This window comes from Arthrobacter sp. LjRoot14, assembly GCF_964253905.1.
Taxonomy (GTDB): domain Bacteria; phylum Actinomycetota; class Actinomycetes; order Actinomycetales; family Micrococcaceae; genus Arthrobacter.
Map to the genome: position 1 here is coordinate 1,782,037 of NZ_CAXURL020000001.1, position 20,990 is coordinate 1,803,026.

Annotated in this window: 19 protein-coding genes; 18 read left to right on the plus strand and 1 reads right to left on the minus strand. The window is 64.7% G+C overall.

The window, feature by feature from the left end:
- Nucleotides 1–3: 3 nt before the first annotated feature.
- The 17 genes from ACSQ12_RS08035 to ACSQ12_RS08115 all read left to right on the plus strand — a co-directional run bounded on the left by ACSQ12_RS08035 (nucleotide 4) and on the right by ACSQ12_RS08115 (nucleotide 19,766).
- Nucleotides 4–1,479: a UDP-N-acetylmuramoyl-tripeptide--D-alanyl-D-alanine ligase gene (locus ACSQ12_RS08035; protein WP_436064978.1), complete on the plus strand. Its 1,476-nt coding sequence runs from the start codon at nucleotides 4–6 to the stop codon at nucleotides 1,477–1,479.
- Nucleotides 1,476–2,585: a phospho-N-acetylmuramoyl-pentapeptide-transferase gene (gene mraY, locus ACSQ12_RS08040; RefSeq protein ID WP_436064979.1), complete on the plus strand. Its 1,110-nt coding sequence runs from the start codon at nucleotides 1,476–1,478 to the stop codon at nucleotides 2,583–2,585. The genes ACSQ12_RS08035 and mraY overlap by 4 nt, the downstream gene beginning before the upstream one ends.
- Complete coding sequence (murD, locus tag ACSQ12_RS08045; protein WP_436064980.1) at nucleotides 2,567–4,168, plus strand: UDP-N-acetylmuramoyl-L-alanine--D-glutamate ligase; 1,602 nt, start codon at nucleotides 2,567–2,569, stop codon at nucleotides 4,166–4,168. Before mraY ends, murD begins: the two co-directional genes overlap by 19 nt.
- Before the next feature lie 2 nt (nucleotides 4,169–4,170).
- Nucleotides 4,171–5,553, plus strand: coding sequence for a putative lipid II flippase FtsW (ftsW, locus tag ACSQ12_RS08050; RefSeq protein WP_209745988.1), 1,383 nt, complete (start codon nucleotides 4,171–4,173; stop codon nucleotides 5,551–5,553).
- A gap of 6 nt (nucleotides 5,554–5,559) precedes the next feature.
- Entirely contained in the window at nucleotides 5,560–6,660 is a 1,101-nt protein-coding gene (gene murG / locus ACSQ12_RS08055; RefSeq protein ID WP_436064981.1) for an undecaprenyldiphospho-muramoylpentapeptide beta-N-acetylglucosaminyltransferase, read from the plus strand.
- The gene (gene murC, locus ACSQ12_RS08060) at nucleotides 6,657–8,060 is read left to right on the plus strand and encodes a UDP-N-acetylmuramate--L-alanine ligase (protein ID WP_436064982.1); all 1,404 of its coding nucleotides are present in this window, start codon (nucleotides 6,657–6,659) and stop codon (nucleotides 8,058–8,060) included. Before murG ends, murC begins: the two co-directional genes overlap by 4 nt.
- Nucleotides 8,053–8,934: an FtsQ-type POTRA domain-containing protein gene (locus ACSQ12_RS08065; RefSeq protein ID WP_436064983.1), complete on the plus strand. Its 882-nt coding sequence runs from the start codon at nucleotides 8,053–8,055 to the stop codon at nucleotides 8,932–8,934. Before murC ends, ACSQ12_RS08065 begins: the two co-directional genes overlap by 8 nt.
- Before the next feature lie 273 nt (nucleotides 8,935–9,207).
- The gene (gene ftsZ / locus ACSQ12_RS08070) at nucleotides 9,208–10,431 is read left to right on the plus strand and encodes a cell division protein FtsZ (protein ID WP_436064984.1); all 1,224 of its coding nucleotides are present in this window, start codon (nucleotides 9,208–9,210) and stop codon (nucleotides 10,429–10,431) included.
- A 45-nt stretch (nucleotides 10,432–10,476) separates the two neighbouring features.
- A complete protein-coding gene (locus ACSQ12_RS08075) occupies nucleotides 10,477–11,184 on the plus strand; it encodes a polyphenol oxidase family protein (protein ID WP_436064985.1) in 708 nt (235 codons plus the stop codon).
- Complete coding sequence (locus ACSQ12_RS08080) at nucleotides 11,177–11,923, plus strand: YggS family pyridoxal phosphate-dependent enzyme (protein ID WP_436064986.1); 747 nt, start codon at nucleotides 11,177–11,179, stop codon at nucleotides 11,921–11,923. Before ACSQ12_RS08075 ends, ACSQ12_RS08080 begins: the two co-directional genes overlap by 8 nt.
- A gap of 88 nt (nucleotides 11,924–12,011) precedes the next feature.
- Nucleotides 12,012–12,548, plus strand: coding sequence for a cell division protein SepF (locus ACSQ12_RS08085; protein ID WP_390250161.1), 537 nt, complete (start codon nucleotides 12,012–12,014; stop codon nucleotides 12,546–12,548).
- A 118-nt stretch (nucleotides 12,549–12,666) separates the two neighbouring features.
- On the plus strand, nucleotides 12,667–12,954 hold the full coding sequence (locus ACSQ12_RS08090) for a YggT family protein (protein WP_043480470.1): 288 nt from the start codon (nucleotides 12,667–12,669) through the stop codon (nucleotides 12,952–12,954).
- Nucleotides 12,955–13,128: 174 nt separating this feature from the next.
- Nucleotides 13,129–13,827: a DivIVA domain-containing protein gene (locus ACSQ12_RS08095; protein ID WP_011691438.1), complete on the plus strand. Its 699-nt coding sequence runs from the start codon at nucleotides 13,129–13,131 to the stop codon at nucleotides 13,825–13,827.
- A gap of 133 nt (nucleotides 13,828–13,960) precedes the next feature.
- Entirely contained in the window at nucleotides 13,961–14,527 is a 567-nt protein-coding gene (lspA, locus tag ACSQ12_RS08100) for a signal peptidase II (RefSeq protein WP_209745972.1), read from the plus strand.
- Nucleotides 14,520–15,446 carry an RluA family pseudouridine synthase gene (locus tag ACSQ12_RS08105; RefSeq protein WP_011691440.1) on the plus strand — a complete coding sequence of 309 codons (927 nt, stop codon included), beginning with the start codon at nucleotides 14,520–14,522 and terminating at the stop codon, nucleotides 15,444–15,446. The genes lspA and ACSQ12_RS08105 overlap by 8 nt, the downstream gene beginning before the upstream one ends.
- A 36-nt stretch (nucleotides 15,447–15,482) precedes the next feature.
- The gene (gene dnaE, locus ACSQ12_RS08110) at nucleotides 15,483–19,040 is read left to right on the plus strand and encodes a DNA polymerase III subunit alpha (RefSeq protein ID WP_209745969.1); all 3,558 of its coding nucleotides are present in this window, start codon (nucleotides 15,483–15,485) and stop codon (nucleotides 19,038–19,040) included.
- A gap of 15 nt (nucleotides 19,041–19,055) precedes the next feature.
- Nucleotides 19,056–19,766, plus strand: a complete 711-nt coding sequence (locus ACSQ12_RS08115) for an SDR family NAD(P)-dependent oxidoreductase (protein ID WP_436064987.1) — start codon at nucleotides 19,056–19,058, stop codon at nucleotides 19,764–19,766.
- Nucleotides 19,767–19,770: 4 nt separating this feature from the next.
- Here ACSQ12_RS08115 and ACSQ12_RS08120 read toward each other — a convergent pair whose 3' ends face one another.
- Entirely contained in the window at nucleotides 19,771–20,229 is a 459-nt protein-coding gene (locus ACSQ12_RS08120; RefSeq protein WP_245199730.1) for a flavin reductase family protein, read from the minus strand.
- Between the two features lie 180 nt (nucleotides 20,230–20,409).
- Here ACSQ12_RS08120 and ACSQ12_RS08125 point away from each other — a divergent pair, with 180 nt between their 5' ends.
- Nucleotides 20,410–20,982: a hypothetical protein gene (locus ACSQ12_RS08125; RefSeq protein ID WP_436064988.1), complete on the plus strand. Its 573-nt coding sequence runs from the start codon at nucleotides 20,410–20,412 to the stop codon at nucleotides 20,980–20,982.
- The last annotated feature ends 8 nt before the right edge of the window (nucleotides 20,983–20,990 follow it).

A 20,990-nucleotide genomic window follows, 5' to 3' on the forward strand; every position in this document is an offset into this window, starting at 1 on the left:
GAGATGATTGCATTTACTGCGGCGGAAATAGCCGAAATTACAGACGGCCGCCTTGCCGCCGATCCGACCATCACGCCCTCGGCAGTGGTCACCGATTCCCGGGAAGCCACTGAGGGGTCCCTCTATGTGGCCAAGCCCGGCGAAAGCGCTGACGGCCACGACTTCATCGGCGCAGCCTTTGAACGCGGCGCCGCCCTGGCCCTCGTGGAACGGGACGTCACCGACGGCACCGGCACGACGTATCCCGCCATCGTGGTGAAGGACGCGGTCCTGGCCATGGGCGAACTGGCCGCCGAATCAGTGCGCCGCATCCGTGCCCGCCGTGAGGCTGAGGGTACGGAATTCACCGTCATCGGCATCACCGGGTCCGCCGGCAAAACCACCACGAAGGACCTCCTCTCCGGAATCCTTTCCGCCGAAGGCAGCACCGTTTCACCCCAGGGCTCCTATAACGGCGAAGTGGGTGTTCCGCTCACTGTTTTCCGGGCCGGGTTCGACACCCGCTACCTGGTGATCGAGATGGGCGCCACCGGGATCGGCCACATCCGCTATCTCGCGGACATGGTGCGTCCCTCCATCGGAGTGGTCCTGGGCGTTGGAACCGCCCATGCCGGTGAATTCGGCGGCGTGGACAACATCGCCGTTGCCAAGGGCGAGCTGCTTGAGGCCCTCCCCGACAGCGGAACCGCTGTGGTCAACCTCGATGACGGCCGTGTTGCCGCGATGAGGAGCAGGACCACTGCCAACGTCCTGGGCTTCTCGGCACAGCCGGCTGACGACGTCCCGGGTGCCGACCTGCGTGCCGTCCACGTCGAAACGAACCCGGCCGGAAATCCCGAGTTCGAACTTCTCTTCCCCGGCGAAACCGAAGGGCACCAGGTAAGCAGCCGCCTCATTGGCGCACACCACGTGACCAACCTCCTGGCAGCGGCCGGAGCCGCCTACGCTGCCGGTGTCACGGGTGAACGGATCGCGGCCTCCCTCAGCACACAGTCCGCGGCCAGCCGCTGGCGGATGGAACGCACCGAGCGGCCGGACGGCGTGACCATCATCAACGATGCCTACAACGCCAATCCCGAATCCATGCGCGCTGCCTTGCGGACGCTGGCGGACCTCGGCCGGGGACGCCGGACCTGGGCCGTTCTGGGCGCCATGCTGGAACTGGGCGATGAGTCCATTCGAGAGCACATGGCAGTCGGCACGCAGGTGGTGAGGCTCAACATTTCGCGCCTGGTAGTGGTTGGCCGCGAGGCCCGTTCTCTCTACGTCTCCGCCGTCAATGAAGGCTCCTGGGGCGACGAGTGCGTCTTCACCGAGTCGGTTGACGAGGCCTACGACCTCCTCCAACGTGAGCTGGAACCAGGCGATCTTGTCCTCTTCAAGTCCTCCAACAGTGTGGGGCTGAGGCATCTGGGTGATCGGATAGCATTACCCCCACAAGTCCGAGCAACCGCCAATGAAGGGAGCGAGTCGCTGTGATTGCACTGCTGATCGGCGCTGGCCTGGCCCTGCTGTTTGCGTTGGTGGGAACCCCGCTGTTCATCCGTCTACTGGTGCGGAAGAGCTACGGCCAGTTCATCCGGGACGACGGTCCCACATCGCACCACACCAAGCGCGGCACCCCGACCATGGGCGGCACCGTGGTGGTCTTAGCGGTCCTGCTGAGTTACGCGCTGACCCACCTCATCATGTGGATGATGAATCCAAGGTCACCCGGGCCGTCGGCCTCCGCACTCCTGCTCCTGTTCCTCATGGTGGGAATGGGGCTGGTGGGATTCCTGGACGACTTCATCAAGATTTCCAAGCAGCGCAGCCTAGGCCTCAACGCCAAAGCCAAGCTGGTACTGCAGGGCGCCGTAGGCATCATTTTCGCTGTCCTGGCCTTGAACTTTCCCAATGCCGACGGCGTCACCCCCGCATCCACCCAGATCTCCCTGGTGCGGGACATCCCGTGGCTGAACCTTGCTTTCGGCGGCACAGTCCTCGGCGCCATTCTGTTCGTCCTGTGGTCCAACCTGATCGTGACGGCTGCCACCAACGGCGTGAACCTCACCGACGGCCTGGACGGGCTCGCGGCGGGGGCCTCGGTGATGGTGTTCGGAGCCTACACACTGATGGGCATCTGGCAGAGCAACCAGGCCTGCGGTTCGCCGCGGCAGACCGGCGGCGGCTGCTATTCCGTCCGGGATCCGCTGGACCTGGCACTGCTGGCCGCGATCTTGAGTGCGGCCCTGGTTGGCTTCCTGTGGTGGAACACCTCCCCGGCGAAAATCTTCATGGGCGACACCGGCTCGCTGGCCATCGGCGGTGCCGTCGCCGGCTTCGCCATCCTGTCCCGGACCGAACTCCTGCTCGCCTTCATCGGCGGACTTTTCGTCCTCATCACACTTTCCGTGATCATCCAGGTGGGCTACTTCAAGATCACGAAGGGCAAGCGGTTCTTCAAGATGGCTCCGCTCCAGCACCACTTTGAACTCAAGGGCTGGGCGGAAGTCACCGTGGTGGTCCGGTTCTGGATCCTCGGCGGCCTCTTCGTCGCCGCGGGTCTGGGCATCTTCTACGCAGAATGGGTGGTCCTGCTGTGAGCAGTCCTATACCTTCGCCGCTGGCAACGTCTCCCCGTCTCGAAAACCTGGTGAGCTGGGACTCGGACTGGGCCGGGCTCAGGGTGGTGGTGACCGGAATCGGTGTGTCCGGCTTCGCCGCGGCAGACACCCTGATCGAACTCGGTGCCCGTGTTGTGGTGGTTGACGCCGCTACCAGTCCCACGGCGCGGGCCCAGGCGGACACCCTGAAGATCGTGGGTGCCGTGGATGTCCTCCTCGGCGAGGACGCCGTGCACTCCGTGCCGAAAATTGACGGCCTGAAACCGGACCTCATTGTGACGTCACCGGGATGGCGCCCGGACCAGGCCCTTCTCGCGGCGGCTGCCCGGTCCCACATCCCGGTATGGGGCGATGTGGAACTTGCCTGGCGCGTGCGCGAACGGAAGGGCCGCAAGACCGCGGACTGGCTGACCATCACCGGAACGAACGGGAAGACCACAACGGTGGGCCTCACCGAATCCATGCTGCAGGCGGCCGGGCTCAAAGCCATCGCCGTCGGAAACGTGGGAACGCCCATCCTGGACGCCCTGCGCGACCCGGTTGAATACGACGTCCTTGCCGTCGAGCTGTCAAGCTTCCAACTGCACTGGAGCCACTCCGTCTCTCCGATCGCAAGTGTGTGCCTCAACGTTGCTGAGGACCACGTGGACTGGCACGGATCCTACGCCTCGTACCTGGCCGACAAGGCGAAGGTTTATGAGCAGACGCAAAAGGCCTGCATCTACAACGCCGAGCAGATCGAAACAGAACGCATGGTGGAGAACGCGGACGTCGTGGAAGGCTGCCGTGCCGTCGGTTTCACAACGTTAACGCCGGCCATCAGCATGCTCGGCGTGGTCGAGGGCCTCCTGGTGGACCGCGCCTTCATACCCGAGCGCAAGGACAGCGCTGCCGAGCTTGCCGCGATGTCGGACCTCGGCCCGGTGGCCCCGCGCCATATGGTGGCCAACGCCCTGGCAGCAGCGGCCCTGGTCCGGGCCTACGGTGTGGAACCGAAGGCGGTACGCCAAGGACTGAAGGACTACATTCCCGGAGAACACCGCATCCAGCTTGTAGCCCGGTACAACGATGTGTTGTGGATCAACGACTCCAAAGCCACGAACCCGCACGCCGCTGCTGCGTCGCTGTCCGCCTTCACCAACGTCATCTGGATCGCCGGCGGTCTCTCCAAAGGCGTGAGCTATGACGAACTTGTCCAGGAACAGGCGCCGCGGCTGAAGGCCGTAGTACTGATCGGAGCGGACACCACGGCGCTCTCGGACGCCCTCAAGCGACACGCACCGGATGTCCCCGTGATCGGGCGCACGAAGGGCGACACTGAAAATGTGCAGTCAGCCGGGACGGGCGATGCCGGCACAGTGCCCTCGCCGATTTACGGGGAAACTGTGATGGCCCAGGCCGTCGCCGCAGCGGCACAGCTGGCTTCTCCGGGAGACACTGTGCTCATGGCCCCGGCGGCTGCTTCCATGGATCAGTTCTCTTCCTACGCTCACCGTGGCGACGCCTTCATTGAAGCTGTCCGCGGGCTCGTGGAAGGGCAGGCTCAGACCGGCGAGGAGTAACAATGGTCAGCACGCCCACCCGTGCCCCGGCTGCCAGGCAGCGGGGCGCAACCCCGCACCCGCCGGCTTCGCGGACAGGCAAGGCGGCAGGTTCCAAACCGCCGTCGCCAAAGGACCGGGCCCGCGGGACCGCAGGGACCGGCCACGTGCCGCCGCTGGCCAGGCTTCGCGGCTGGCACCGGAGTTTCTGGGCGAAGCTGGAAGGGACCGGAAAGTCACGCAACGGTTCCACGTACTACCTGATCCTCGGGTCCACCCTCGCACTGACGGCCATCGGCATCATGATGGTGCTGTCCGCGTCCAGCGTCGAGGCGATCGCGGCGGGGGAGTCGCCGTACACGGCAGCACTCAAGCAGGGCATGTTCGCCGCCATCGGTGTTTTCCTGATGTTCGTCCTCTCGCGCGTCAACGTGGTCTGGCTCAAGCGCCTGGCCTGGCCGGGGATCGCCGGAGCCTACGTGCTCCTGGTACTCGTGCTCCTGATCGGCACGAGTACCAACGGCAACCAGAACTGGATTGAATTCGGCGGCATCACCTTCCAGCCGTCAGAAGCGGCCAAGCTCGCCCTGGCGCTCTGGATGGCCACCGTGCTGGCGGTCAAAGCAAAACTGCTCCACCGCTGGCAGCACGTAGTGGTTCCGGTCCTTCCTGCTGCCGCCGGCATCATCGGGCTGGTCCTGGCCGGGAATGACCTCGGCACTGGAATGATCATCATGATGATCATGGCCGCTGCGCTGTTCTTTGCCGGCGTCCCGCTCTACATGTTCGGCATCGCGGCCCTGGTCGCCGTGGCCGGGGCCGGGTTCATGGCTGTGACAAGCTCCAACCGGATGTGCCGGATTACGTCCTGGTGGACCGGAAACTCCTGCGGCGAAGGCATTGACGCCAACTACCAGTCAACCAACGGCCTCTACGGGCTTGCCTCCGGCGGTTGGCTGGGGGTCGGGCTGGGGCAAAGCCGGCAAAAGTACAGCTGGATCCCGGAAGCCCACAACGACTTCATCTTCGCGATCATCGGCGAGGAACTCGGCCTGGTGGGCACAGTCGTCGTGCTCATCCTCTTTGCCATCCTGGGTGCCGCGATCTACCGTGTGGTGGTGGCGCAGGAGGACCTCTTCCACCGCGTCCTTGCAGGGACCATCATGGTGTGGCTGCTCGGCCAGGCCACCGTGAACATGTCCGTGGTCACCGGACTCGTTCCCGTCATCGGCGTGCCGCTGCCCTTCATTTCCTATGGCGGCTCAGCGTTGCTGATGTCGCTGTGTGCCGTCGGCGTAGTGTTGTCGTTGGCCAGGGAACAGATGGCGCCAAGCGTGCAGCCCAAGCGGCTGCTCAAGTTCCGCACCAAGGGCGGCCGCCCGCACCCCACACGAAAGCGTAAATAGCACTTAATGAATGCCGAGTCTTTGTCAGTAGTCCTTGCCGGCGGCGGAACGGCGGGGCACATCAGTCCGCTGCTGGCCATCGCGGCCGCCTTGCGGGACGTTCGTCCGGACGTTCGCCTCCTGGCTGTGGGAACGCCCAGCGGAATGGAAACCAGGCTGGTCCCCGCGGCCGGCCTGGAGCTGGCCACCATCAGCCGTGTGCCCTTTCCCCGCCGGCCGTCGCTGGACCTCCTGCGGCTGCCGGGACGGCTGGCCGGCGCTGTCAAGCAGGCCGGAAAGATCCTCGATGACGCTCACGCGGACGTCCTGGTCGGCGTGGGCGGTTACGTCTGCACCCCGCTGTACCTCGCCGCCCGGCGCCGAAAAATTCCCATTGTCATTCACGAAGCCAACACGCGGGCCGGACTGGCCAACAAGGTAGGTGCCCGCTTCAGCCCCCACGTCGGCGTCGCATTTGCTGGCACGAAGCTGCGCGGTGCCCGTCACGTCGGCATGCCAATGCGCAGGGAAGTCTCCGGGCTGGATCGCGCCGCTTCCCGGCATGCTGCACGTGAGCTGCTGGGCCTGGACCAGCACATGCCGGCGCTTATTGTCACCGGCGGCTCATCCGGGGCGCAGAGCATCAACAGGACCATTGCGGCGTCCGTGGAAGCACTGGCCAAGGCAGGAATCCAGACCCTGCACATCACCGGGAAGGGCAAGTCGGTGCTTGACGGCGAAGGCAAACCTCTCGCCGCAGACGGCTACCGCCAGGTGGAGTATGTCGACGGGATGGAGAACGTCTACGCGGCCGCCGACCTGCTGCTGGGGCGTGCAGGAGCGGCCACGGTCTGCGAAACCGCTGCAGTGGGTGTCCCGGCCGTGTTCGTTCCGCTCCCGATCGGCAACGGCGAACAGGCCCTCAACGCCGCCGGTCCGGTGCAAGCGGGAGGGGCCCTGGTGGTTGACGACGAATCGTTCACGCCCGAATGGGTCAGCAGGGAAATCATCCCGCTGCTCTCAGATCCTGCCCGGCTGGCGAAAATGGCGGCCAGCTCTGAAGCCCTCGGTATCCGAAACGCAGATCGCCGTATGGCCGATCTGGTCCTGGAAGCGGTAAGCAAATGACCACGTCCACAGCAGGCACGGCCGTGCGGAGCCTGGCATCTTTGGGCCGCGTGCATTTCATCGGCATTGGCGGCGTGGGCATGTCCGCAGTGGCCCGGATCATGGTGGCCCGCGGTGTCCCGGTGACGGGCTCCGATGCCAAAGACCTTCCGGTCATGGCAGACCTCGCTGCTGCCGGCGCGGGCATCCACGTGGGCTATTCCGCGGCCAACCTGGGCGCGGCCGAGACCGTGGTGGCCGGCTCCGCCATCCGTGCGGACAATCCGGAACTCCAGGCCGCGCATGCCGCCGGGCTGCCCGTCTTGCACCGTTCGGAGGCGCTGGCGGCGGCCATGGCGGGTGACCGGGTGGTTACGGTGGCCGGCACCCACGGGAAGTCAACCACCACCTCCATGGTCACGGTGTTGCTGCAGGGTGCCGGGCTGGACCCCACTTTTGCGATCGGGGCCAATGTTCCGTCCCTGGGGGTGAACGCCGCCAGCGGCACTTCGGGCATCTTTGTTGCCGAGGCCGACGAATCCGACGGGTCGTTCCTCAATTACCGTCCCCACATTGCGGTTGTCACCAACGTGGAACCGGACCACCTTGACTACTACGGCACCGCCGAAGCCGTCTACAAGTCGTTCGACCGTTTCACGGAGCTGCTCCCTACCGACGGCGTTCTGGTGGCCTGCGCCGATGATCCCGGTGCCCGCGCACTGGCGGAACGGACCAAGGCGCGGGGCAACACCAGGGTGGTTACGTACGGCACTGCTGAAGATGCGCAGCTGCGGCTGCACGACGGCGGCCCGGGAGACGTATGGGTGTCCACCGGTGCGGGAAGGTTTGCACTGGCCCTCCAGGTTCCCGGACGCCACAACGCCCTCAACGCTGCAGCCGCATTTGCCGTGGCCTTGGAACTCGGTGTCGCACCCGACGCGGCCTCCGGGGCCCTGGCCCATTTCTCCGGCGCATCACGCCGCTTCGAGTTCAAGGGAGAAGGCCGGGGAGTGCGGGTCTACGACGACTACGCCCACCACCCCACCGAGGTCCGGGCGGCGCTGGCCGCTGCACGTTCCGTAGCGGGGGACCACAAGGTTCACGTGCTGTTCCAGCCTCACCTGTTTTCCCGCACCAGGGAGTTTGCAGCGGATTTCGCCGAGGCGCTCAACTCCGCTGACACCGCCCTGGTCCTGGACATCTATCCGGCCCGGGAGGATCCGATCCCGGGGGTCAGCAGCAAGCTGATCGGTGACCGGCTTTCCGGGGGCGGCCGGCTGGTGTCCGCCGAAGACGCCGTCCGGGCCGTTGTGGCCAACGCGGCCGCCGGGGATATTGTGCTCACGGCCGGCGCGGGCGACGTCACCGCCTACGGTCCGCTGATTGTGGAGGCACTGCTGGCGGAGGCGCCGGGTGGCTAGCACGCGCCGGCCGACCTACAAGACCGGCTCGCCTGCCACCCAGGGAAAGACCACCCAGGGAAAGGCCGACCCGGCAAGCGGACGCGCGGACGTCATATCCGCTTCCAGGGCCGCCCCCGCGGCCGAAGGGGCGTCCCGTCCCGCCGCCACCGGAAACGTGCTGTCCTTCCCGGAGCCCAAAGGGAGACGGATCCGGCGCAACATCATCCTGGCTGCGTGCATTGTTGCCGCGCTGGTTGCCGGACTGCTGGCGGCAGCCGTCTACTCGCCGCTGTTCGCCGTACAGACGGTCTCGGTGGACGGCACCAAAATGCTGACTCCCGGGCAGGTCCAGGACGTCCTGAAGCCGTTGCACGGCAAACCGCTGCCGCAGGTGAATGACGACGAGGTGAAGCAGCTGCTGCAGCCCCTCGTCCAGGTCAAGGACGTGACCACGGAGGCGCGGCCGCCGTCGGTACTGGTGGTGCACATCCATGAGCGCACACCGGTCGCCCTGGTGAAGCAGGGAGAAATGTTCCAGCTGGTCGACGTCGACGGGGTGCAGCTCGGCACGACCCAGGAACCGGGCAGCATCCAGCTGCCGGTGATCGACGGCGGAGCCGGAGTGATCGGCAAGGACCTTTTCAAGGCCATCACGGGCGTGCTGGCTGCGTTGCCCGCAGACGTACTCGCCAGGTTGTCCGATGCCTCGGCGAAGTCGGTTGACGCCGTCGAACTCAAACTAGTGGACGGCCAGACCATTGTCTGGGGCAATGCGGGGGAGAAGGAGCTCAAAGCCAAGGTGCTCGCTGCCCTGCTGAAGGCGCCCGCGGACCCCAAGAACCCCGTCCAGGTCTACGATGTCAGCGTGCCGCGGCATCCCGTGACACGATAGTGGGCGAGCCCCCGGGGACAACCCCGGGACGAACATTCAGCCGCGCTGGGGAACCAGCGCACCTGCGGTGTGGTCCGAGGCGATTTCCGCTCTATTTCGCGGGTATTCCCACGACACGCGGAGCAGGTCATTGAATGTCTCAGGCATAGGAAATAGCGTCACAGCATGAGTTACTTGACATAACTATAACCCTCAAGTCGAAGGTTAAGGTTAAAAGCTTCAAGCAGGACTCCATCAGTTTTCGCAATAGGACACGAACAAGGGACACGTAACGTGGCAGCTCCGCAGAATTACTTGGCCGTCATCAAGGTCGTCGGCATCGGCGGCGGTGGCGTGAACGCAGTCAACCGCATGATCGAAGTCGGTCTCCGCGGTGTCGAATTCATCGCAATTAACACCGATGCCCAGGCTCTGCTCATGAGCGACGCCGACGTCAAACTTGACGTAGGCCGCGAGCTGACGCGTGGTCTCGGGGCCGGTGCAAACCCGGAGGTCGGCAAGCAGGCGGCGGAGGACCACGCTGACGAGATCGAAGAGGTCATCCGCGGCGCAGACATGGTCTTCGTGACGGCCGGCGAGGGCGGCGGCACCGGTACTGGCGGCGCCCCCGTGGTGGCCCGTATTGCACGCTCGCTCGGCGCCCTCACCATCGGTGTTGTCACGCGCCCGTTCACCTTCGAGGGCCGCCGTCGTGCAGGTTCCGCCGAGGCGGGCATCGACGCCCTCCGCGACGAAGTCGACACCCTGATCGTGATCCCCAACGACCGCCTCCTGTCCATCAGCGACCGCAATGTATCCGTCCTGGACGCCTTCCGCTCCGCCGACCAGGTCCTGCTGTCCGGTGTCCAGGGCATCACCGACCTCATCACCACCCCGGGCCTGATCAACCTTGACTTCGCGGACGTCAAGTCCGTGATGCAGGGTGCCGGTTCCGCCCTCATGGGCATCGGTTCGGCCCGTGGCGAGGACCGCGCCGTCAAGGCCGCGGAACTCGCCATCGCCTCCCCCCTCCTGGAAGCATCGATCGACGGCGCCCACGGCGTCCTGCTGTCCATCCAGGGCGGCTCGGACCTCGGGCTCTTCGAGATCAACGAGGCGGCCCGCCTGGTCCAGGAAGTTGCCCACCCGGAGGCCAACATTATCTTCGGTGCCGTCATCGACGACGCCCTTGGCGACGAGGCCCGCGTGACAGTCATCGCAGCAGGCTTTGACGACGTCAAGGCCACCTCGCCGTCGATGGACCAGTCCCAGCCGCAGGCCGCTCCCCAGCGTCCGGCCGCGCCCACCTCGGCTCCGGCGCCTGCCCAGGCGCCGGCACAGCACGTCCAGCCGGTCCATGCCGGGATCGGGGCATCGGGCCTGAGTAACTGGGGCCAGCAGCGCCCCTCGGCGATCCCCGCCGACTCGGGATTCGACGTCGACCTTCCTTCTGTTGTGGAGCCGGACCTTTCCGGCAGCCGCTCGGACGACCTGGATGTCCCCGACTTCCTGAAGTAGGCCTTGCAGGACGTTTTGTCAGCTCGTCAGTTAGCGGTGTTTTGATTGTTTTGGTGGCGAAACGAAGTCCGGCCCGGCGTCTGGGTTGCATTCACTGACGTCGGGGCCGGCAACCTCGCCCTCCACGTGGGAGACGATCCGGCCCAAGTCCTCCGGCGAAGGGAACTCCTGGAGGCCGAAGCGGGCCTGCCCGCAGGCGGCTTCCAGTACATGAACCAGGTTCACGGCAATGCGGTGGCCTATATCGGTGACTCGGCGGACAGCCCCGCACCCGGCGGTCCCACCGCGGACGCGATGGTGTCCTCCGGGCACCCGCTCGCCGTCATGGTAGCGGACTGTGTCCCGGTGGTCCTCGCCGGGGCGGCGCCGGGCGGAAAGCCCATCCTGGCTGTTGCCCACGCAGGCCGCCCTGGTGTGGCCAGCGGCGTCATTCCGGAAACGGTGGCGCGCATGCGCGCCGAGGGAGCGGAGGACATCCGGGCCTGGATCGGCCCTTCCATCTGCGGATCCTGCTACGAAGTGCCGGAAGCCATGCGGGCGGACGTGGCCGCGGCCGTTCCGGAGACCTGGTCAACAACATCCCGTGGCACCCCCGGGCTTGACCTTCCGGCCGGTGCGCGCAGCCAGCTTGCAGCCCACGGGGTCACCGTGGAGTATTCCGGACCCTGTACCCTCGAAAACGAGGATTTGTTCTCCTATCGCGGAAACCCGGCCACGGGCCGGTTCGCCGGGCTGGTGTGGATCAGTGAGTGAGCCCCTTGACGTGACGGCCCCGGACGACCCCCGCCTGATCGACATCGAGTCGAGGCTTGCAGCAGTCCGGCGCAGGATCGCGGCCGCCACGGAAGCCGCAGGCCGTCCGGACAACCCGCCGGAGCTGATTGTGGTGACCAAGTTCCACCCTGCCGCAGATGTGCGCAGGCTGGCGGCGCTGGGTGTGACCGATGTGGGGGAGAACCGCGACCAGGAGGCTTCGGAGAAAGCCACCAGTCTTGGTGATCTCGGACTCCGGTGGCACTTCGTGGGGCAGCTGCAGAGCAACAAGGCGAAGTCGGTCGTCCGGTATGCCCATGCCATCCATTCCGTGGACCGGCCACAACTGGCAGCGGCCCTGGCCAAGTCCATTGCCGTGGAGCAGGAGCGGACGGGCAGGGCGCCGCTTGAGTGCTTCATCCAAGTAAGCCTGGACGAGGACGCCGGAAGCCACCGGGGCGGCGCAAGCCGGCTGGAGGTTCCCGCGCTGGCGGACCAGCTGGCGGGATCACCGGGGCTTGTGCTCGCCGGCGTCATGGCGGTGGCTCCGCTGGGTGCGGATCCTGATGCGGCCTTCGGCAAACTGGCGGAAATATCGGCGCAGCTGCTCCGTGACCACCCTTCGGCTACGGGGATTTCCGCCGGCATGAGCCAAGATCTCGAATCCGCCATCAGGGCGGGTGCGACACACCTGAGAATAGGGTCGGATATATTGGGTTCGCGTCCTGCGTTGCGGTAGCGTCAAAGTATTGGAAGAGAATGGCGGGGATTCCAATGCTGTCAAGTCAACTCAGCGGCCCGCTTACGGACACGATTAGGAGTCGACCATGGCTGGCGCTCTGCGCAAGACAATGATCTATCTTGGGCTCGCCGATGGCGATGAACACTACGAGTCTGAGCACCACACACCGCACAAGGACGAGGACGATTCAATGGAGCATGACCGCGAGGAACGCCGGGCACCGGCGCCCGTCCGCGAGGTCGCCCGTGAAACTCCGACTCCACACGCCGCCGAAGAGGAATATCGCGCACCTGTGACACCTATCAAGCGCGCGGCCTCGAGCCGCGAAGAGACCACCGGACTTCGCCAGATCACCACGATCCACCCGCGGTCCTACAATGACGCCAAGCTGATCGGCGAAAGCTTCCGTGATGGCATCCCCGTCATTATGAACGTCACGGACATGGGCGAAGCCGATGCCAAGCGCCTGGTCGATTTCTCGGCAGGGCTGGTATTTGGCCTCCGCGGCAGCATCGAGCGGGTCACCAACAAGGTGTTCCTGCTCTCGCCGTCGTACGTGGAGGTCATCGGCGACGACAAGAAAGTCAGCGAGACGCAGGCCAGCTTCTTCAACCAGAGTTAGCAGCGGGGCTTGTATGGATGCCAGGCAGGCGACCTGTCTGGCATCTGTGCTGAAATAGATAAGAACGGCAACAGGACACTGCGGTATCCGGAATGAACATGGAGATATGAGTTAACTCATGGGAATTGTTTTCGGACTTGTCTATATCGCTTTATTATTCGTATTTGTGGCATTGATCATCCGTTTGGTCTACGACTGGGTACAGATGTTTGCCCGTGAGTGGAGGCCAAGGGGCGCTGCACTGGTGGCGGCCCACACTGTCTACTCCGTCACAGATCCGCCCCTGAAGGTGCTGAGGCGCCTCATTCCGCCCTTGCGATTGGGCGGGATATCGCTGGATCTTGGCTTTTTGCTGTTGTTCATCGCTATCAGCGTGGCTATGGCAATCGTGAAGAATCTCGCGTAATTTTCATTACAGCTTGCGGCGCACTGACAGGGCGGGAAACCGCCATCCACGGCATCGCGTAGAATCTCCGGTTTGACACCTCAGTGTTGAATTAGAGGAACCAGACCATATTTAGGTACCGTAGTTTTGACGGCCGGAAGGCCTACTGACTAACTAGACCAACGAGGTGACCAGATGGCTTTGACGCCAGAAGACGTTGTCAACAAGCGCTTTCAGCCGACCAAGTTCCGCGAAGGCTACGACCAGGACGAAGTTGACGACTTCCTGGACGAAATCGTCGTCGAACTGCGCCGCCTGAACCAAGAGAACGACGAGCTTCGCAAGAAGCTTGCCGAGAGCGGCTCAGGCACGCCCGCCAGCTCCGCAGCAGCGGCGCCGGTGGTGGAAAAGGTCCCCGCCCCGGTCAAGGCTGAAAAGGACGAGTCCCGGGCCAAGGCGGAAGCCGAGGCCAAGGCCGCCGAAGCCAAGAAGAAGGCTCCCGAGCCGGCAACGGCACTCGCTCCGGTTCCCGCCGCGGCTGCCCCCGCCGCAGTCAACCCGACGGCGGAATCCGCAGCTGGCCTGCTGGCCATGGCGCAGCAGATGCACGACAAGCACGTCGCCGACGGCCAGCAGCAGAAGGACAAGATCATCGCCGAAGCGCAGATCGAAGCCAGCAGCCTGGTCAACGACGCGCAGGAGAAGTCCCGCAAGATCCTCGGTGCCTTGGAGCAGCAGCGGTCCGTCCTGGAACGCAAGGTGGAGCAGCTGCGCGGTTTCGAGCGCGACTACCGTTCACGCCTGAAGGCCTACATCGAAGGCCAGCTCCGCGACCTGGACGCCCGCGGTTCCGTGGCTGCGCCTGAGGTTAGCGACGGCAGCCCCGCCGTTTAGCAAGTATTCTGAAAGCCGGTGGCTGAGGACTCCTCGGCCGCCGGCTTTTGCCATTAACCGCCATCCGTGCGACACATGGCGGGCACCAACAACTTCCTTACTGTCCCGGGACCGGCTCTTGAATGAAAGCTCTATGACTGACGAAACAGCACCTGCGGCAGCGCAGCCAGCAACGACTCATGCCCGGCCGCGTAAGGCGTTCCTGCTGGCGCTCTTCGCCGGCTTCGCTGTTTTCGCCTACGTCTTCGACCAGCTCACGAAGTTGTGGGTGACCAGCACCATGGTGGAGGGGGAGCGTATTCCCGTGCTGCCCCCGTTGCTGCACTGGTATTACATCCGCAACTCCGGAGCCGCTTTTTCCATTGGCGAGAACGTGACGTGGGTGTTCACCATCATCATGGCGGCCGTGTCGATTGCCATTCTCCTGCAGCTGCGCAAGCTCGGTTCGGCGTGGTGGGCACTGGCATTGGGCCTGCTTCTTGGCGGTGCCTTGGGGAACCTCACTGACCGACTGTTCCGGGAACCGTCGTTCGCCATGGGCCACGTGGTGGACTTTATCCAGCTGCCGAATTTCGCCATTTTTAATATCGCCGATTCCGCTGTTGTCTCCGCCGTCGTGATCATCTGCCTGCTGACCTTGCGGGGTATATCCCTTGACGGTTCACGGCTCCAGAAACCGGCGGAGGGCCAGGATGCCTGAGAAACTTACCGTTCCCGAGGAACTTGCCGGCACGCGCGTCGATGCGGGCCTTGCCAGGCTGATGGGGATATCCCGATCGCAGGCGGCAACGCTGATCGCCGAGGGCAATGTCAGCTCCGGAGGGAAGGCCGTGGGCAAGTCCCTGAAGCTGGCCTCCGGCACAGTGCTGGAGGTCGTTGTCCCTGAACGGCGGGACCCCCTGGAAATCGTGGAGGAAGTTGTGGAAGGCCTGAAAATACTGCTGGACGACGAGGACTTCGTGGTCATCGACAAGCCAGTGGGTGTGGCCGCGCACCCTTCCCCCGGATGGGTGGGACCCACTGTGGTGGGTGGCCTCGCCGGGCTGGGCTACCGGATCTCGACGTCGGGCGCCCCCGAACGTGCGGGCATTGTGCACCGCCTCGACGTCGGCACCTCCGGCGCCATGGTGGTCGCCAAATCGGAACGCGCCTATACAGCGCTCAAGCGTGCCTTCAAGGAGCGCACTGTGGACAAGGTGTACCACGCAGTGGTCCAGGGGCTGCCTGATCCCCTCGCGGGCACGATCGACGCGCCGATCGGCCGCCACCCGGGCCATGACTGGCGCTTCGCAGTCATTGAAGACGGCCGCGAATCCGTCACCCACTACGAAGTCCTCGAGGCCTTCGGCAAGGCTTCCCTCGTTGAGGTGCACCTTGAAACCGGCCGGACCCACCAGATCCGTGTCCACTTCTCCGCCCTGCGCCACCCCTGCGCGGGCGACCTGACGTACGGGGCAGATCCGCGGCTGGCCGCGACGCTCGGCCTGACCCGGCAATGGCTCCACGCCCGCCAGCTTGGGTTCGACAGTCCCAGGACGGGGGAGCGCGTGACAGTCACCAGCGACTACCCGCAGGATCTTGCATACGCACTCGAAGTTCTGGCCTCCGGGGAGGCCTGAGCCGGAACTGTCGCTGCTCGGCACTAGAATGGTCCGGTGACTTCCAGCAATGACTCGTTCGTCCACCTGCACACCCATACCGAATACTCCATGCTGGATGGGGCGGCCCGCCTGGGGGAGTTGTTCGACGAAACCGAACGCCTGGGGATGCCGGCCCTGGCCACAACGGACCACGGCTATCTTTTCGGTGCCTTCGATTTCTGGCGCAAGGCCACTGACAAGGGCATCAAGCCGATCATCGGCGTCGAAGCCTATGTGACTCCCGGGACCGCCCGCGGCGACAAGAGCCGCGTCCGGTGGGGCGAGGAAAACCAGCGCAAGGACGACGTCTCCGGCGGTGGTTCGTACACGCACATGACCCTGCTGAGCTATAACAACGTGGGTATGCGGAACCTGTTCCGGGCCTCGTCGATCGCGTCGCTGGACTCGGTCTTCGGCAAATGGCCGCGGCTGGACCGTGAGCTGCTGAACACCTACTCGGAAGGGCTCATCGCCACCACCGGCTGCCCGTCCGGAGAGGTCCAGACCCGGCTTCGGCTGGGACAGTACCGTGAAGCGCTCGAGGCGGCGGCGGAGTTCCGCGACATCTTCGGCGCGGAGAACTACTTCTGCGAGCTGATGGACCACGGCCTGGACATCGAGCGGCGGGTCACCGGCGACCTGCTGCGCCTGGCCAAGGACCTGAACCTTCCGCTGGTGGCCACCAACGACCTGCACTACACGCACGAGCACGACGCCAAGGCACATGAGGCGCTGTTGGCCATCCAGTCCGGTTCCACCCTCCTGGAGCCCACCTACGACAACGGCGGTTCCCGGTTTGCGTTCTCTGGCAGCGGGTACTACCTGAAGTCGCCCCAGGAAATGCGGGAACTGTTCCGCGACCACCCCGAGGCCTGCGACAACACTCTGCTGATCGCCGAGCGCTGTGAAGTCTCCTTCAACACCGGCGCCAACTACATGCCGCGGTTCCCGTGCCCCGAGGGGGAGGACGAGACGTCCTGGCTCGTCAAGGAAGTGGACAAGGGACTCCATTACCGCTATCCCCAGGGAATCCCGGACAAGGTCCGCAAGCAGGCCGACTATGAGCTGGAAGTCATCACTTCCATGGGCTTCCCGGGCTACTTCCTCGTGGTGGCCGACTTCATCAACTGGGCCAAGAACAACGGCATCCGGGTGGGTCCCGGACGTGGCTCGGGTGCAGGCTCCATGGTTGCTTACGCCATGCGCATCACCGACCTGGATCCGCTCCACCACGGCCTGATCTTCGAACGCTTCCTCAACCCGGACCGCGTCTCGATGCCTGACTTCGACGTCGACTTCGATGACCGGCGCCGCTCAGAAGTCATTGACTACGTCACGCGCAAATACGGCGACGAGCGCGTCGCCATGATCGTCACCTACGGAACCATCAAGACCAAGCAGGCACTGAAGGACTCCTCGCGCGTGCTGGGTTACCCGTTCAGCATGGGCGAGACGCTGACCAAGGCTCTGCCGCCGGCCGTGATGGCCAAGGACATTCCGCTGGCCGACATCCAGAACAAGGAAGCCAAGCGCTACAGCGAAGCCGGTGACTTCCGCCAGCTGATCAGCACCGACCCGGAGGCCGCCAAGGTCTTCGAAACGGCACTGGGCATCGAAGGCCTGAAACGGCAGTGGGGCGTGCACGCCGCCGGCGTGATCATGTCCTCGGACCCCATCATCGACGTGATTCCGATCATGCGCCGCTTCCAGGACGGCCAGGTCATCACCCAGTTCGACTATCCGACGTCCGAAGGACTCGGCTTGATCAAGATGGACTTCCTGGGCCTTCGAAACCTGACGATCATTTCGGACGCCCTCGAGAACATCAAGATGAACCGCGGCATCGATCTCGACCTCGAAACCCTGGAGCTTGACGACACCGCCTCCTACGAGCTGCTGGCCCGGGGCGACACCCTGGGGGTGTTCCAGCTCGACGGCGGCCCCATGCGGTCCCTCCTCAAGCTGATGAAGCCTGACAACTTCGAAGACATCTCCGCGGTCCTGGCCCTGTACCGGCCGGGTCCGATGGGCGCCAACGCACACACCGACTACGCGCTGCGCAAGAACAAGATCCAGGAGGTCATACCGATCCACCCGGAGCTCGAGGAGCCGCTGTCGGAAATCCTGGGCGGTACCTACGGGCTCATCGTGTACCAGGAGCAGGTGATGGCCGTGGCGCAGAAGCTCGCCGGCTATTCCCTCGGCCAGGCAGACATCCTCCGCCGCGCCATGGGCAAGAAGAAGAAATCAGAGCTCGACAAGCAGTTCGCCGGCTTCTCCCAGGGCATGCAGGACAACGGCTACTCCATGGAAGCCGTGAAAACACTCTGGGACATCCTGCTTCCGTTCTCCGACTACGCCTTCAACAAGGCGCACTCGGCCGCCTATGGCGTGATCTCCTACTGGACCGCGTACCTGAAAGCGCACTACGCGCCGGAGTACATGGCCGCACTGCTAACCTCCGTGGGCGACGACAAGGACAAGTCGGCGATCTACCTCAACGAATGCCGCCGGATGGGCATCACGGTGCTGCCGCCCGACGTCAACGAGTCCGCCCTCAACTTCACCCCTGTGGGCAACGACATCCGCTTCGGCATGGGCGCCATCCGCAACGTTGGCGTCAACGCCGTGGAAGCCATGGTGGCGGCGCGCGAAAAAGAAGGCGCTTATACGTCCTTCAAGGACTACCTCATGAAAGTCCCGGCAGTGGTGTGCAACAAGCGCACCATTGAATCCCTGATCAAGGCTGGCGCGTTCGACTCCCTGAACCACCACCGGCGCGCGCTGGCCATGATCCATGAAGAAGCCATCGACTCCGTGATCACGCTTAAGCGCAACGAGGCGATCGGTCAGTTCGACCTCTTTGCCGGTTTCGACGAAGCCGAATCCGAGGCGTCCCTGAGCATCGAAATTCCGGACCTTCCCGAGTGGGAGAAAAAGGACAAGCTCTCCTTCGAACGCGACATGCTGGGCCTCTACGTCTCGGACCACCCGCTGCAGGGCCTCGAAGGACTGCTGAGCCAGCACGCCGACCAGTCCATCACCTCGATCATCGCGGAGGACGGGCCGCACGACGGCGCCATCATCACTATTGCGGGCATGATCACCTCGCTGAGCAGGCGGATCGCGAAAGCCAGCGGCAACGCCTATGCCCGGGCGGAGATCGAAGACCTGGGCGGCTCAATTGAGGTCATGTTCTTCGGCCAGGTGTATGGTCCTATCGCCTCCGTGCTGGCCGAAGACCTTGTCGTCGTGGTCAAGGGCCGGCTGCAGCGCCGCGACGACGGCGCCGTTGCGCTGAACTGCATGGAGCTGTCCGTCCCGGACCTCAGCGAGGGGCTGAACGGGCCGTTGGTGATCACCATGCAGACGCACAAGGCCACCGAGGCCGTGGTGACGGAACTCGGAGACGTGCTGAGGACGCACCGGGGCAACTCGGAAGTCAGGCTGCACCTGCAGGGGGACACCAGGGTGGAAGTGATGGCTCTTCCGGTCCATCTGCGGGTCAACCCGAGCCCGTCACTCTTTGGCGACCTGAAGGTGCTCCTCGGACCGACCTGCCTGGACAGTTAGGTGCCCGGGCCGCTGATGACGCCGGAGTCCGGCACGGCAGTGATTTCCGGTGCCGGTCGGGGCTTCGGCGCCGCGCTGGCGGCCGTCCTGGCGGCTGAACAATGGACGGTTTACGGCATCGTACGTCCGGGGTCCGCACCGGAAGCGAGGGAAAGCGGGAGTGTGCGGTTCCTGGAATGGGACATCGCACGTTCCTGCCCGGACGCCGTGTCCAAGGTCCTCTCGGACGCCAGCATCGACGTCGTGGTCAACAATGCGGCGGTGGGCAGCAGCCAGAAGACGCTGTCCTCAGTTGATTCAGGCTCCCTCGCGCAGCTCCTGGACAACAATGTGGCGGGCGCCGTTCGGGTGACCCAGGCGTCCCTCGCCGGACTGCTACGTCCCGGTCCACGCGGCCGCCGGCCACTCGTGGTGAACGTGTCATCCAGGCTGGGTTCAGCGGCACTGCAGGCGGACGGCGCATTTGCCGGTTTCGGGACGAGTTATGGCTACCGCCTCAGCAAAGCTGCGCTCAACATGCTGACCCTGAGCCTGCACGAGGAGTTTGGCGCGGAAATGGACGTGTGGTCCGTGCATCCCGGCGCGCTGACAACAGGGATGGGCCGGGCGGGCGCCTCGAAGGAGCCGGCGACGGCGGCCAGGGAGCTCCTGCACGAGCTCACCGAACGGCGCGGCGCCAGTCCGCGGTTCTTCGAACTCGGATCGTCCGCGCCTCTGCCCTGGTAGGACCCTAGATTTCGTAGTCGAGAGGCACGGGCTGGCTGTAGGCCCCCGAGTGGTAGAGCAGCGGCGTGCCGTCCTCGCCCACCTGTCCTTCCACGACTTCCACCACAACAACCGCATTGTTCTCGAAGGAGAGGCGCATCTGGATCTTGCCGATCAGCCAACCGGCCACGTCCTTGAGGATGGGCACTTCGTGCGGTCCGAGCTCCCAGTGGTCGCCCTCGAACCGGTTCTTGGTCCGGGCGAACCGGTCCGCCAGTTCCTGGTTTTCGAGTCCGAGCATGTGGACACCGATGTGAGTCGTGTTGGCGATGGCCGGCCATGAACTGGAGCTGCGGGCCATGTTGAAGGTGAAGCGCGGGGGCCGGGCGGACAAGGACGCAACGGAAGTGGCCGTGAATCCGTACGGGGTGCCGTTGTAGTTCACCGTGATAATTGCCACGCCGGCCGCATGCCGGCGGAACATCTCCTTGAACGTGCCTTCGAAGGCTGCGTTGTCTGAGGTCACTGTGATCTAACTCCCTGCTGAAAAATATCGTGGTTGGGTCCTGCTTGCCAGCGTATGGGGCGCCCGAAGCTGTGGGTGAGTTGGTTACCTGCCGCGTCATTTGTTTAACGGCGGTGAACGTTTGTTAATGTTTGTTTCATGACACAGCCATCAGGCATCGGCCCGGTTCCGCAGAATCCGAAGCATTCCGGGGATGCCGGCAACCTTCCCGCCTATGGTGAACTTTACCGTGGTGACCGGCCTTCGTGGCGTGTGCCGGCCGCCATAGCCGCTGCCGGGATACCGGTCGGCCTCGTGTGGTGGCTGCTGGCGCCCGGCGGGCTAAACCTTTTGTCCGGCGATCCTTCCCTGGCCACCGGTACGAATGCCGAAGGCTGGCTTCCCCGTGACCTCGTGCTGGCGGGCCTGTTCCTCTTGGCAGGGTGCGTGACTGGATTCCTTCTGAACGGAAAACGCACCGGAGCCCCGGCGCCCGGGGCGGTCCTCCTCGCCGTCATGGGCGGGGCGCTCGGCGCAGTTATCGCCTGGCAATCGGGGGTGCTGGCGGGGCAATGGTGGGGCCCGGCCGAAGACACTGCTCGGAACGCCAGCATCGCGTTCTCGCTCCGTGCCGTGGCCGTGCTGGCCATCTGGCCCGCGGCGGTGGCCGTAGCGGTCTTCGTGGCAAACCTGCTCAGCCTCATGGGCAAGCCGCCGGAGCAGGATACGTAGGCTCACGG